The organism is Ursidibacter sp. B-7004-1 (genome assembly GCF_053654055.1).
Genome location: NZ_JBSIUP010000009.1, coordinates 26,659 through 40,355, shown reverse-complemented (window position 1 = coordinate 40,355; position 13,697 = coordinate 26,659). Strand labels below are relative to the sequence as shown.

Genomic DNA, 13,697 nt, shown 5'->3' with positions numbered 1-13,697 from the left:
AATCTTAGCAACGTTGAAATAATAGCAAATGAAGGATAAATAAAATGGCAAATGTAAGATTAGTGAGTGTCGGAAAATCCTATGGCGATGTACATATCTCAAAAGATGTAAATCTTGATATTAAAGAAGGCGAATTTGTTGTTTTTGTTGGCCCTTCAGGCTGCGGAAAATCCACTTTATTAAGAATGATTGCTGGTTTAGAAGATATTACAACGGGCGATCTCTATATTGGCGAAACACGAATGAATGATGTCCCGCCTGCCAAACGCAATATAGGTATGGTGTTCCAATCTTATGCCCTTTATCCACATTTAAATGTGGCTGAAAATATGTCGTTCGGTTTGAAGTTAGCAGGTAAACAGAAAGCAGAAATTGAACAACGTGTGAATCAAGTGGCAGAAATCTTACAACTTGCACACTTATTGCAACGTAAACCGAAAGAACTCTCTGGTGGACAACGCCAACGTGTTGCGATTGGTCGAACCTTAGTTTCTCAGCCAGAAGTTTTTTTACTTGATGAACCGCTTTCTAACTTAGATGCCGCCTTGCGTGTACAAATGCGAGTAGAGATTTCTAAGTTACATAAAAAGCTAGGTAGAACAATGATCTACGTTACCCACGACCAAGTTGAAGCAATGACACTTGCCGATAAAATCGTGGTATTACAAGCGTTAGGAAACAACACTCAAATTACCACCAATGTGGCTCAAATTGGTAAACCTTTAGAACTCTATCACTACCCAGCCAACCGCTTTGTTGCAGGCTTTATCGGTTCACCAAAAATGAATTTCTTACCTGTAAAAGTCATTGATACAAAAGCAGATGGCGTAAAAATCGAGTTACCAGATTCAACACACCTGAATTTCTGGATTCCTGTGGATAGTACAGGTGTGAAAGTAGGCGATAACCTTTCTCTTGGTATTCGCCCAGAGCATCTTTTACCTTGTGATCAAAGTGAAGTTTGTATCACAGGCACCGTAAAAGTAGTGGAACAACTTGGCAATGAAACCCAAGTTCACGTTGAAATGCCACCAATCAAACAAAGCCTAGTTTACCGCCAAAATGATATTGTGCTTGTGGAAGAAGGAGATCAAATGTCCATCGGCATCAATCCAAATCGCTGTCATCTATTCAAAGAAGATGGCACAGCGTGCAAGCGGTTATTTAAAGAATTGGGTGTATAGTGTGGCACGAGATAAAGTGGTCTAATGACTTAATCTATAAATTAAAATAATTTGCAAAACCATAATTGTCTTTATATTATGGATGAGTTTTATTATCATTTAAATATAAAGGAAACTTTTGTATGTTAAAAACTTTTAAACTCGGAGCAATTGCACTTTCATCTTTACTCGCATTTAGCTCAACAGCTTATGCGGCACCTGTAGAGTTTACTGATATTTTAGACCGTAAAGTAACGGTTGATGTACCAGCTAAACGAGTTGTTCTTGCCTTTAACTATCAAGATTATATGGCTGTAGCAGGTGTAAAATCATTTGATAATGTGGTTGGTTTTTCTAAAGCTGTATGGACGGATTGGGCTCCTGCAAGTTGGGCTGAATTTAGTAAAGCCGTACCACGTTTGAATGAATTGGAAGATGTAGGCGAAGTTGAAGTCGGTACATTTTCTGTTGAAAAAATCCTGGCATTAAAGCCTGATGTAGTAGTGATGGCAGATTGGCAATATAAAGCCCTAGATTCTGACCTAGAACCATTAGAAAAAGCGGGTATTCCTGTAGTTGTTATTGATTATTTAGCCCAAACTGTCGAGAAACATGTTAAATCTACTGAAATTATTGGTTTAGTGACAGGCAACGAAACAAAGGCAAAAGAGCTGAATGAGGAATACAAAGCCGTTGTAAAAGATATTCAAGATCGTATTGCTAAAGCAAACCCAGCTAAGCCAAAAGTGTATGTTGAATTTGGTAATAAAGGCCCTAAAGAACATAGTTTTACTTTCGGAAAAAGTATGTGGGGTGCAATGCTTAACTTAGTGGGGGCTGATAATATTGCTAAAGAAGCAGTAGAATTTTATAGCCCGATTAACCCTGAATTAGTGTTAGCCGCAAAACCAGATGTAGTTATTATCAGTGGTCGTGAAACCGAGTTGAAGAAAAATCCTGAAGCAATGGTAATGGGCTTTAGTATTGAGGAAAGTGAAGCAAGAAAACGTTTAAACGGCTTTAAAGATCGTTCAGGTTGGAGCGAGCTACCTGCAATTAAATCTAATCGTTTATATGGAGCTTACCACGCAAACTCTCGTACGCTTTCAGATAGTGCTTCAATCCAATTCGTAGCAAAAGCTGTTTATCCAGAGCTATTTGCGGATCTAGATCCAACTAAGACTTATTTAGAGTTTTATCGTAAAAATCTTCCAATTGTTCCACAAGGCACATTTTATCTCTATCCAGAGAGCAAATAATGAGCAATACTGTTGAACAGATTATTCAGAGCCAACGTGCGTTAGAGCGTAAACGTTGGCTCGTTATTATTACTTTTCTTGTTATTAGCTTTATTGGGCTTGTATTCGATATTGTAACAGGTCCTTCAATGCTCCCTATTGAAGACGTGGTTAAAGCATTATTGCGTTTAGATAATGTTGAAACCACAACAAGTGTTATTGTCTATGATCTCCGCTTACCAATGGCATTGATGGCATTAGTCGTAGGTGCTGCACTTGGTGTTGGTGGAGCTGAAATCCAAACACTGTTAAATAACCCAATGGCAAGTCCCTATACTTTAGGCTTAGCTGCAGCAGCAGGATTGGGGGCATCAACCGTCATTGCTTTTGGTGGTTTTGGTTTACCTCTTGGATTTGCTGTACCTGTTGGGGCATTTATAATGACAATGGTTGCATCAGGTATTCTTTTTATTTTTGCATCTTTACGTCGTTTTAGTTCAGCGATGCTTGTTTTAGTTGGGATTGCATTACTATTTTTATTCCAATCATTACTTTCGTTAATTCAATTTATTTCTGCCCCAGAAATTTCCCAGCAAATCTTATTTTGGCTATTTGGTAGCTTAACCAAAGCGACTTGGGAGAATTTAGGCATTGCAACTGTAGTAACCTTTATTAGTGTAATATTACTTTCAAAAGATGTATGGAAACTAACCGCTTTACGTTTAGGGGAAGAAAGGGCATTAAGTTTGGGTATCAATTTACAGATGCTACGCTTAAAAACCTTAATTATTGTGGCAGTAATGACCGCAACAGCAATTAGTTTTGTAGGAATTATCGGATTTATTGGCTTAGTTGCACCACACGTTGCAAGAATGCTACTAGGAGAAGATCAACGTTTCTTCTTACCCGGAGCAATGCTTGTTGGAGCAGCCTTTTTATCCATTGCATCGGTTCTTTCTAAAGTGATCATTCCCGGAGCATTATTCCCAGTTGGGATTATCACATCTTTTGTGGGAGTACCATTCTTCTTTTGGATTGTCTTAACTAAGCGTGGTGGTTAAATGTTGCAATTAGAAAATTTAACAATCCAACGAGGAGTACAATACGTTGCGAATAATATCAACTTAACCCTTGAAAAAGGTAAAGTTTATACTGTACTTGGCCCAAACGGGGCAGGTAAATCGTCAATTATTAAAACTATTTTTGGCGAAGTAACTTATCAGGGTGCTATTCGTTATGATAATGAATTATTATGTAAACGTAATTTATTAAATTGGCGTAAACGAATTGGCTATATGCCTCAAGATACTCAGGTAGAAGCGTCTCTTACCGCCTTGGAAGTGATTCTGCTTGGTCGATTAGATGCTTTACATATGCACATTGGTGATGAGCTTCTTCAGGAAGTTGCACAGCTAATGGATAAATTAGGTATTGCTCATCTTGCTCATAAAGATGTAATGCGTTTGAGTGGCGGACAACGCCAAATGGTAATGTTTGCACAAGTATTATTGCGAAACCCTGAAATTTTAATGCTAGATGAGCCTGTCAGTGCATTAGATATGCATCATCAAATCAATTTATTGGAACACGTTTGCAATTATACTCGAGAGAATAATCTAATTACCTTAATGGTATTACACGATCTAAGCCTTGCCGCACAATTTTCCGATTGTGTTATTTTACTTGGTGAAGGTAAAGTTCAAGGTTTAGGAAATGCTCAACAAGTATTACAGGCGGATATTATTAGCCGTTTGTATAAAGTTAATATAGAGATTTTATACGATAGCACAGGTTCGCCTGTTATTCGCCCTTTACGTAAATGTTTGTCAGCACAATGTTGTTTATATTCGGAGAATGAATAATGAAAAAAATCTTAATTACTACTCTAATGGCAATTTCAAGTTCAGCTTTTTCGGCTCATCACGAAGTGAAAATGTTAGATACGGGTAAAGAAGGTGGAATGGTGTTTGAACCTGGTTATCTAAAAGTAGAAGTGGGTGATACCATAACCTTTAAAGCAACTAATAAAGGGCATTGGGTGCAAAGTCGAGCTATACCAGAAGGTGCGGAAAAATTCTTATCTAAAGAGAATGAAGAGCTTACTTTAACCCTAACACAAGAGGGTGTATATGTTTATGTTTGCCCACCACATCGAATGATGAATATGAGTGGTGTTATTCAAGTCGGAAACCCTGTCAATAAAGAAGCAGCACAAGCCGAAGTGGATAAATTAGAAAAACGAGCAACCCAAAATAAGGGGCGTTTAGCTGAATATATGGCACAAGTAAAATAAATCTATCATAAACAATATCCCCTTTGTAAAAGGGGATCCAGACTGATGACAAACCCCAATTTGTTGTATCCAATTAACGGACGCCAGCGTGGCGTCCCTACATAACAAAATAAAATATGTTATTTTTCAATTGGTTATAACTTTCTTTGTAGGGACGCCACGCTGGCGTCCGAATGAAAAAAGACTTTGTCAATAATCTGATCCCCTTTGTAAAAGGGGATCTTTCTTTCACGAAACAATGAATAAATTCGTTATTACCACCTGTAAAACTTATCCCATTCCGCCAGATAACTTATTACCACTGGCGAACGTATTAAATCGGAAAGCTATTCCCTGTCTTTTCCAACCTTGGCAAGATGTGCAAAAAAAGCGGATTATCTTACCGCTTTGTGCGTGGGATTATTCAATATATCCAAATGAGTTTAGAGATTGGATCAATCAAAGCTATCAACAAGGTAGTCATTTTATTAATTCACCCGAATTGATGTTATGGAATATGCACAAAAGCTATCTGATTGATTTACAACAGAAAGGGATTAACGTTATTCCCACTGAGTATCTAATCGATCCCAACGATATTTTGCCCACGATTAAACAGCAGCAATGGCAAGAAGTTGTGATTAAACCAGCTATTGGGCAAAGTGGACAATTCGTTTTGAAATATAACCCAAATGATCCTTTACCTGATTTATCTCTCTATTCATCGGGCATTATTTTGCAGCCTTATATTGCAGAAGTTGCAAGCAATGGTGAAATAAGCCTCATTTTTTTTAATGGAAACTTCAGCCACTCAGTTAAAAGACAGCCAAAACAAGGGGACTTTAGAGCAAATTCGGCTTATGGTGTATCTATTATCCCAATTTCTACTTCAGAGAAAATTATACAACAAGCTCGTCAAGTCTTAGATGTTCTACCTGAAATTCCAGTATATGCAAGAGTTGATGGAACCATTATCAACAGTGAGTTGCTATTAAATGAATTAGAGTTAATTGAGCCAGCTCTTTATTTACATACAACGGAAAATGCTACGGAAACCTTTGCGGAAATTTTGTCAGAGATAGCTGGAAAAATAAGTAGCAACCATTTGATTTAATAGACAAAATAGTTGCTACTGGTGTAATTATTTTAGTTGAATAAAGAATGTCCCTTTTGGTGTAACAGGCAAATATTTTCTATAAAAATCATCATAGGTTTTTTGAGGCTCAATGTCTGCGAAGAGGGTGGGATATAGTGACTTTGCCATAAACTGAGCACTCGCTAGATCAATTAAAGAGCGTGATGCCGTATGATAAATTCCATAAACTCGCCCTGTTTTTACTGCTGGTAGCTCAGACCAACCTGTACGTTGAGTAAATCCTTTAAGGCGTTTCTGAGCATCTTCATTTTCAATATCAATTCCCATTGACATAATTTCAGTATTAGTTTTATTTTCCATCTCAGTACCTGAGATCATAATAACATCTGGTTTTGAAGCGAGAACTTGTTCAGGATTTATTGGTCCCCAATTTTCAATAAATGGTGCACTAATGTTATCTCCACCAACTGTATTAGCTATTGCCCCCCACATATTGTTACCAAAAGTAAAGCTGTGTTCTTTGGGGCCTTTATTACCAAATTCAACATAAATTTTAGGTTTTGCTAGATTAGCTTGTTTAACACGTTTCTGTATTTCTTCAATACCTAGCTGATATTCATTAGCAATATTTTCTGCTCTTTCTTCTGTTCCTGCAATTTTACCGAAAATTTTTGCACTCTTTGTATGTTTCTCTACAGATTGAGCATTAAAATCAACAACTACTACTGGAATGCCAGCTTGTTCTAAACGTGGAATTTCACTTGCAATAGTTTGATATTGCCAATCAGCTAAAATAATAACATCTGGTTTGAGTGCTAAAGTTTTTTCAGTAGAGAACGTGCCTGTATTGATATTACCAATATCGGCAATATCTTTTAGATTTGGAATTTTTTCAGCAAATAAAGACCAACTACCAGGATTAAATTTTTCCCAAAATTCTCTAGAGATCCCAACGACATTCTTGAAATTTTCAGTACCTGTTACCGCGATATAATCGGGGTAATAGAATGAAAGAATAACTCGTTTTGCGGGAACATCTACTTTTACCTCACGATCAAGAATATCCTTGATAGTAACTATCTCTGCTGAAGTGAAGCTAGAAATAGCTAGTAATGATGTTGCTAATAAAGAGCGAAAGTAAGTGTTTTTCATAAATTTCTCCGAGTAAGTTATTACGCTCGATATTTTACAAATAAAAATAATTCTTAAAATCAAAAAATATAAAAATAACACTGGTCAGAGTTCGTCTGCTCACAATAATAAAAGAGCACTTATGGATTACTCTAATTATTACCCTTAAAATACAAAACTTTGCTAAAATCCTACCGCTTATGGATAGGAGAATAGTATGCAAATTGTTACTAAGTTAATTCCAACAAAACTAATATCAAGTCAATCGCCCCCGATCTTACAATCTCAATCACAAGGGGTTGAACGGGTGGCGTTGTTGCGTTTATTGGAACAAGCGAAATCCTATCCACTCACGTTAATTACTGCTCCAGCAGGCTACGGGAAAACTACTTTACTTTCGCAATGGAAAAATCGCCTATTAGCCAAACATATTCCGTTGGCGTGGCTGACTTTAGACGAAAGTGATAACAAAGCGGAGCAATTCTCTCATTATTTTGCATCTGCTTTAGCAAAGGCAACAGGAATTTCTTTGCAAGATATTGGCTATCAAAACAGCCTGATTGATTATTTCGGGCAATTGTTAGCTCAGTTAGATCAGGTTCAATCGCATTTTTACTTGATTATTGATGACTATCACTTGATCGAAAATAGTGAAATCCACGATGCGTTACGTTTTTGGTTGAAACACCAACCAAATACAATGAGCCTTGTGTTGCTTTCCCGCCTGACACCGCCATTGAGCATTACTAATTTGCGTATTCACGATAAATTATTAGAAATTGATGTACACCAGCTCGCCTTCTCACCCAATGAAACTCGTCAGTTTTTTGAACAAAAATTAAATGAAACCTTAAGTGATGAGATTGTATTTTCACTATGTGAACGTGTAGAAGGTTGGGCAACCGCATTACAGTTGATGATTTTAGCGATTAAACAGAATAGCGAGTTAATCCACTTTCCTGAAAAATTATTGAGTAAACTTAATCAGTTACATATTGCAGATTATTTAAATGAAGAAGTGTTTCACTATGTTGAACCAGAAGTAAAGCAATTTATGCAACGCTGTGCCATTTTGCGTTCAATGAATGAAAAATTGGTGTTAGCACTAACGGAAGATGAGAACGGTGTTAAAAAACTCGATGATTTGGAGAAACAAGGGCTATTTATTCAGCGTTTAATCCAAGATGATGGCGAAATTTGGTGGAAATTTCACCCGATTTTAGCCTCTTATTTAGCCCAGAGTTGCCGTTTGGAATTGCCGAATGAATGGCAACAGCTGCATCAAACGGCATCAATGGTTTGGTTAAAGTTGGGCTATGGCTCGGAAGCCTTATATCACGCTCAAATGTTGGATAATCCTGAAACGCTTTACCATATTTTGCAAGAAAATGGTTGGTCACTATTTCATCAAGGACAATTAAAATTATTAGAAGACTGTTTGACCCATTTACCGTCGGAATTTTTATGGCGTGATGAAAATTTGGTGTTATTGAAGGCTTGGTTAGCACAAAGTCAGCATCGTTATCAGGACGTATTAGGTATTTTGCAAAAATTTCAGCCAAAAACACCGCTTACTGAAAGCCTACAAGGGCGTTTTGATGCGTTGCGGGCTCAAGTTGCTATCAATAATGGTGATGAAGAGCAGGCCTATTTGTTGGCAACTCAAGCATTAAATAATTTGCCATCAGAGTTTAACTATGCACAAATTGTAGCGAAATCGGTGATTGGTGAGGCACAACATTGTCGGGGCTATTTAAAAGATGGTTTGCAAATAATGCAACAGGTAGAAAAATTAGCCACTCAGCAACGAGCTTATCATCACTGGCTGTGGTCGAGATTGCAACAATCTGAAATTCTATCGGCACAAGGTTTTTGGCAATCTGCTTATGATTTATTGAAAGAAACTACACAACAGACTAACGATTTTCATCAAATTCCGATGAATGAATTTTTGCTCCGTTTAAAAGGGCAAATTTTGTGGGAATGGCACCATTTAGATCAAACGGAGGCGATGGCAAATGCAGGTATTGAGTTACTTGAAAACGAAGAAGAACAAATTCAATGTTTGGCACTTTTAGCCAAAAGTTCTTTAACTAAAGGTGATCTCAATAATGCAGAACGTTTAATCGAACGCTGTCGTAGTTTGCTTGCCCGAAGTTCTCCCCATAAAGATTGGGTTACAGCCATTGATGAAGTACAGCTCATTTGTTGGCAGATGAAAGGCAATACACAACATTTAGAAAGTTGGTTGGCTCAAGCACATTTCCCTGCCCAAGAGCATAATCACTTTACTCAACGTCAATGGCGCAACATTGCTCGTTGCTATTTATTGCGAGAAGATTATGAACAAGCACTGAAAATTCTGAATAGTTTGTTAAAAACAACAGCGATTTTTAATTTAGTCAGCGATAGCCAACGTGCGTTAATTTTGCGTAACCGTTTGTATTACTTGCAAGGTAAGCCTGATTTAGCCCAACGAGATTTAATTCAAGCTCTCAATTTAAGTCAGCAGACTAACTTTATTAGTGCTTTTGTGATTGAAGGGGATTTAGTTGCTCAACAAATTCGTCAATTATTACAGCTTAATGTTCTTGATGAGCTTTCTACCCATAAAGCACAATTTATTTTACGCAGTATCAATCAACATAATCGCCACAAAACGGCTCATTTTGATGAAGCCTTTGTGAAGAGCTTGTTGGAAAATCCGCAAGTGCCAGAGCTATTAAAAATCAGCCCACTTACACAACGAGAATGGCAAGTTTTAGGGCTGATTTATTCGGGATATAGCAATGAGCAAATTTGCCAAGAATTAGTGGTGGCGATCACAACCATTAAAACCCATATTCGCAATTTATACCAAAAAATTGGCGTGAGTAATCGCAGTGAAGCGATTGAATACACCCGTAGTTTGTTGCGAATGATGGGGTATTAGGACGGAATTTTCAGAATTATGTAACCGTTACACAATCCCCCTCGCCCGCTTGCGGGAGAAAGTATCTTTTATTTTGTGCAATGACTACATAATATCGGATTTACAGCAACTCCGCCTGTTCTAAAATTTTCTGTTGTTCTAACGCCAACTTCGCTTGGCGTTTTTCTTCTTTGCGAAGTTCATCTTCCGCCTCCCATTTGTCGTAGGCTTGGACAATTTTGGCGACAACAGGGTGACGAACAATATCGTGGCTATCAAAATAGTTAAAACTTAACTCTTCAACCTTGCCAAGCACTTCCATTGCGTGCTTTAAGCCTGATTTTTGGCTACGGGGTAAATCCACCTGAGTTACGTCCCCTGTGATCACTGCTTTAGAATTAAAACCGATACGGGTTAAGAACATTTTCATCTGTTCAATGGTGGTATTTTGGCTTTCATCTAAAATGATAAAGGCATCGTTGAGCGTTCGACCACGCATATAGGCAAGCGGTGCGATTTCGATAACATTTCGCTCCATTAGTTTTTGAGCACGTTCAAAGCCAAGCATTTCAAATAGGGCATCGTACAGTGGGCGTAAATAAGGCTCAATTTTTTGTCCGAGATCGCCCGGTAAAAAGCCAAGTTTTTCACCTGCTTCAACCGCTGGGCGAGTGAGCAGAATACGGCGGATTTCTTGGCGTTCTAACGATTCTACTGCAGCCGCAACTGCTAAAAATGTTTTCCCCGTTCCAGCAGGCCCAATTCCAAAGCTAATATCGTGGCTTAAAATATTGCGTAAATAGGCTTGTTGGTGCTCTCCCCTAGGTTTAATTACTCCCCTTTTGGTTTTAATCGCAATTTCATAACCCGATGATTGCCATTGACCTTGTAACAGCATTCGGCTTTCTTGAATTGCCATATGCACATCTTCTAAGTCTAGTTCTTTAATTTTCCCTTTTAGTGGTGCGGTTTCTGCATAGAGCTGCTGAATAAGTTTGGCACTATTTTGTAGTAGAGAAGGAGAATAGTGGTTTTCTTCTTGTGGTTGCAAGGTAAAGGTAAATGCGTGGCGAGCAATAATGAGATTAAAACTTTTTTCGATTAGGGCTAGATTTTCATCAAAAGCACCGCAGAGTGATTGTAAGCGGGCGTTATCTTCGGGTTCTAAGGTAAAGATCAATTCGTTCAAAATGTTTCCTTTAGTTATTGTTATTTGCTGTTTTTTTGTATGGTACAACGTCTGCATTGTTACCGCAACCGTTGTTCTAAATACAAAAATTTGAAAATAATCAAACTAATGTTAAATAGTTGTTATTTAGAGTAGATTTATAAGAAGAATAGACGATAACTTAGGACTTTTTTGATACACTTTAACTGTTTTTGGTCTCTTGGATTTTGAGACTTTTATTATGTGGAGTGATGTATGAACCCAAGACGTAAATCAAGATTAAAAGTTGTGTTATCTATTTTAATCGGTGTGTCTGTTGCAGCAGGGCTAATGCTGTATGCCTTAAGTAAAAATATTGATCTATTTTATACTCCGTCAGAAATTATCTACGGTAAAAATGACGATCCAAAAACTAAACCCGAAGTTGGGCAGCGTATTCGTGTTGGCGGAATGGTTGTAGAAGGATCAGTAAAACGTGATGATAAAAGCCTGAAAGTAGTTTTTGACTTAAATGATATTGGGCCTGCCATTCAAGTGGAATATGAAGGTATTTTGCCTGATTTATTCCGAGAAGGGCAAGGCATTGTAGCACAAGGGGTGTTGATTGAACCTACAACCCTGAAAGCAACGGAAGTGTTAGCCAAACACGATGAAAATTATATGCCACCAGAATTAAATGATCAGATGAAAAAACAGCATCAACCAATGGGGATTTCAGAAGCGGATCTGAAAGGCGAATCTGAAAGAGATCGTAACCAAGCAGGTGGAAAATGATTGCAGAATTAGGCAACTATGCCCTAGCACTAAGTTTAGCGTTGTCAATTTTATTAGCAATCTTACCGCTTGTTGGTGCTGAGAAAGGCAACATTACCTTAATGAGTTTAGCTCGCCCAATGACGTGGGCGACATTTTTAGCTCTAAGTATTTCTTTTGGCTCACTGTTTTATCTATTTGCCGTAAACGATTTTAGTGTGCAATATGTGGTTAATAATTCAAATAGCTTATTGCCACTAGAATATCGTTTGTCTGCCGTTTGGGGATCTCACGAAGGTTCATTATTGTTGTGGATTTGGCTACTCTCATTGTGGAGTGTGGCTGTTGCGACTTTTAGTCGCCAAATGCCAGATGAAGCAGTTGCTCGTGTACTTGGTATTATGGGCTTAATCAGCATTGGCTTTCTTATTTTTATTATTTTTACGTCTAATCCGTTTGATCGTACATTCCCTGATTTCCCTGCAGATGGTCGAGAACTCAACCCAATGTTGCAAGATGTTGGTTTAATTTTCCACCCACCATTACTTTATATGGGCTATGTTGGTTTTTCTGTGGCATTTGCCTTTGCTATTGCGTCTTTAATGACAGGGCGTTTAGATACCGCGTGGGCGAGATGGTCTCGCCCTTGGACAATGGCTGCTTGGGTCTTTTTGACACTCGGTATTGTGCTTGGCTCTTGGTGGGCATATTACGAATTAGGCTGGGGAGGTTGGTGGTTCTGGGATCCTGTCGAAAATGCCTCTTTAATGCCTTGGATTGCAGGCACAGCCTTAATTCACTCATTAGCGGTAACGGAAAAACGCAGTACCTTTAAAGCATGGACAGTGTTACTGGCTATTCTTGCCTTCTCGCTCTGCTTACTTGGTACATTCCTTGTACGTTCAGGCATTTTAGTTTCAGTACACGCTTTTGCATCAGATCCAACTCGAGGCTTATATATTTTGGCATATCTGGTTATTGTGATCGGTGGCTCACTGCTACTTTATGCCTATCAGGGAAGTAAAATTAAAAGCCTAGATAACTCCGAGCGTTATTCTCGTGAATCAATCTTGTTGCTAAATAACGTATTGTTAATGGCATTTTTATCGGTGGTATTTTTAGGCACTATCTTACCGCTTATTCATAAACAAATTGGCTTAGGTACAATCTCAATTGGTGCACCATTTTTCGACCAAATGTTTATGATTTTAATGGTACCGTTTGCCTTTTTATTGGGTGTAGGCCCATTAGTAAAATGGCGTAGAGATCAAATCTCTGCAATCCGTACCCCTGTACTCATTGCGTTGCTGTTAATGGCTATTTTAGGGTTTGCATTGCCTTATCTTTTTGATAATCGTATTACAGTAAGTGCGGTACTTGGCACAATGATGTCGATATTTATTGTGCTATTAAGTTTATATGAACTCCATCAACGAGCAACGCATCGTAATAGATTCCTCACTGGTATTTTCAAACTTTCCCGTTCACATTGGGGAATGGTATTGGCACATTTAGGTGTGGCAATGACGGTTTTTGGTATTGCCTTTAGCCAAAATTTCAGTATTGAGAAAAATGTCAGAATGAATGTGGGCGACACTGTCCAAATTTTAGACTATAATTTTACGTTCAAGGGCATTCGTGATAGTAATGGTGCAAACTATATCGGTGGTACAGCAGATATTGAGATTACCCAAAATGGTCAATATGAAGCAACTCTTCACGCAGAAAAACGTTTCTATAACGTTAGTAAAATGGGAATGACAGAAGCCGCTATTGATTGGGGTTTTACTCGAGATTTATACGCCGCTTTAGGTGAGCGTTTAGAAGATGGCTCTTGGGGGCTACGTTTATACTATAAACCTTTTATCCGTTGGATTTGGTTTGGCGGTCTGTTTATGGCATTAGGCGGATTACTCTGTATGATGGATAAGCGTTATCGTTTAAAAATTAAAACTAATTAGGAGC

At 38.1% G+C, this 13,697-nt stretch carries 11 protein-coding genes; 9 read left to right on the top strand and 2 right to left on the bottom strand.

Annotation, left to right across the window (positions count from 1 at the left end; all coding sequences use genetic code 11):
• Positions 1 to 44 precede the first annotated feature (44 nt).
• From malK to ACWIW0_RS04520, 6 genes are all read left to right on the top strand, one after another.
• Positions 45 to 1,184 (top strand): maltose/maltodextrin ABC transporter ATP-binding protein MalK, encoded by a 1,140-nt coding sequence (malK, locus tag ACWIW0_RS04545; RefSeq protein WP_454452381.1) that lies wholly within the window; start codon positions 45 to 47, stop codon positions 1,182 to 1,184.
• A 122-nt stretch (positions 1,185 to 1,306) separates the two neighbouring features.
• Entirely contained in the window at positions 1,307 to 2,422 is a 1,116-nt protein-coding gene (locus tag ACWIW0_RS04540) for an ABC transporter substrate-binding protein (protein ID WP_454452380.1), read from the top strand.
• On the top strand, positions 2,422 to 3,462 hold the full coding sequence (locus ACWIW0_RS04535; RefSeq protein WP_157395198.1) for a FecCD family ABC transporter permease: 1,041 nt from the start codon (positions 2,422 to 2,424) through the stop codon (positions 3,460 to 3,462). The genes ACWIW0_RS04540 and ACWIW0_RS04535 overlap by 1 nt, the downstream gene beginning before the upstream one ends.
• Entirely contained in the window at positions 3,463 to 4,263 is an 801-nt protein-coding gene (locus tag ACWIW0_RS04530; RefSeq protein WP_454452379.1) for an ABC transporter ATP-binding protein, read from the top strand. It begins immediately after the preceding gene.
• Entirely contained in the window at positions 4,263 to 4,694 is a 432-nt protein-coding gene (locus ACWIW0_RS04525) for a pseudoazurin (RefSeq protein WP_157395200.1), read from the top strand. Before ACWIW0_RS04530 ends, ACWIW0_RS04525 begins: the two co-directional genes overlap by 1 nt.
• Before the next feature lie 238 nt (positions 4,695 to 4,932).
• On the top strand, positions 4,933 to 5,787 hold the full coding sequence (locus tag ACWIW0_RS04520) for an ATP-grasp domain-containing protein (RefSeq protein ID WP_454452378.1): 855 nt from the start codon (positions 4,933 to 4,935) through the stop codon (positions 5,785 to 5,787).
• A gap of 27 nt (positions 5,788 to 5,814) precedes the next feature.
• Here ACWIW0_RS04520 and ACWIW0_RS04515 read toward each other — a convergent pair whose 3' ends face one another.
• The gene (locus ACWIW0_RS04515; protein ID WP_454452377.1) at positions 5,815 to 6,921 is read right to left on the bottom strand and encodes an ABC transporter substrate-binding protein; all 1,107 of its coding nucleotides are present in this window, start codon (positions 6,919 to 6,921) and stop codon (positions 5,815 to 5,817) included.
• A gap of 196 nt (positions 6,922 to 7,117) precedes the next feature.
• Here ACWIW0_RS04515 and malT point away from each other — a divergent pair, with 196 nt between their 5' ends.
• Positions 7,118 to 9,832: an HTH-type transcriptional regulator MalT gene (gene malT, locus ACWIW0_RS04510; RefSeq protein WP_454452376.1), complete on the top strand. Its 2,715-nt coding sequence runs from the start codon at positions 7,118 to 7,120 to the stop codon at positions 9,830 to 9,832.
• A 100-nt stretch (positions 9,833 to 9,932) separates the two neighbouring features.
• Here malT and ACWIW0_RS04505 read toward each other — a convergent pair whose 3' ends face one another.
• Positions 9,933 to 11,000, bottom strand: coding sequence for a PhoH family protein (locus ACWIW0_RS04505; RefSeq protein WP_454452375.1), 1,068 nt, complete (start codon positions 10,998 to 11,000; stop codon positions 9,933 to 9,935).
• Positions 11,001 to 11,234: 234 nt separating this feature from the next.
• Here ACWIW0_RS04505 and ccmE point away from each other — a divergent pair, with 234 nt between their 5' ends.
• Both ccmE and ACWIW0_RS04495 read left to right on the top strand, forming a co-directional pair.
• Positions 11,235 to 11,753, top strand: a complete 519-nt coding sequence (ccmE, locus tag ACWIW0_RS04500) for a cytochrome c maturation protein CcmE (RefSeq protein WP_454452374.1) — start codon at positions 11,235 to 11,237, stop codon at positions 11,751 to 11,753.
• On the top strand, positions 11,750 to 13,693 hold the full coding sequence (locus tag ACWIW0_RS04495; protein ID WP_454452373.1) for a heme lyase CcmF/NrfE family subunit: 1,944 nt from the start codon (positions 11,750 to 11,752) through the stop codon (positions 13,691 to 13,693). Before ccmE ends, ACWIW0_RS04495 begins: the two co-directional genes overlap by 4 nt.
• Positions 13,694 to 13,697 lie beyond the last annotated feature (4 nt).

What these genes read in the sequence shown, in the direction of transcription:
- malT (WP_454452376.1), top strand. Translation starts at nt 7,118, where the DNA reads ATGCAAATTGTTACTAAGTTAATTCCAACAAAACTAATATCAAGTCAA.
- ccmE (WP_454452374.1), top strand. Translation starts at nt 11,235, where the DNA reads ATGAACCCAAGACGTAAATCAAGATTAAAAGTTGTGTTATCTATTTTA.
- ACWIW0_RS04530 (WP_454452379.1), top strand. Translation starts at nt 3,463, where the DNA reads ATGTTGCAATTAGAAAATTTAACAATCCAACGAGGAGTACAATACGTT.
- ACWIW0_RS04520 (WP_454452378.1), top strand. Translation starts at nt 4,933, where the DNA reads ATGAATAAATTCGTTATTACCACCTGTAAAACTTATCCCATTCCGCCA.
- ACWIW0_RS04525 (WP_157395200.1), top strand. Translation starts at nt 4,263, where the DNA reads ATGAAAAAAATCTTAATTACTACTCTAATGGCAATTTCAAGTTCAGCT.
- ACWIW0_RS04495 (WP_454452373.1), top strand. Translation starts at nt 11,750, where the DNA reads ATGATTGCAGAATTAGGCAACTATGCCCTAGCACTAAGTTTAGCGTTG.
- malK (WP_454452381.1), top strand. Translation starts at nt 45, where the DNA reads ATGGCAAATGTAAGATTAGTGAGTGTCGGAAAATCCTATGGCGATGTA.
- ACWIW0_RS04515 (WP_454452377.1), bottom strand. Translation starts at nt 6,921, where the DNA reads ATGAAAAACACTTACTTTCGCTCTTTATTAGCAACATCATTACTAGCT.
- ACWIW0_RS04535 (WP_157395198.1), top strand. Translation starts at nt 2,422, where the DNA reads ATGAGCAATACTGTTGAACAGATTATTCAGAGCCAACGTGCGTTAGAG.
- ACWIW0_RS04540 (WP_454452380.1), top strand. Translation starts at nt 1,307, where the DNA reads ATGTTAAAAACTTTTAAACTCGGAGCAATTGCACTTTCATCTTTACTC.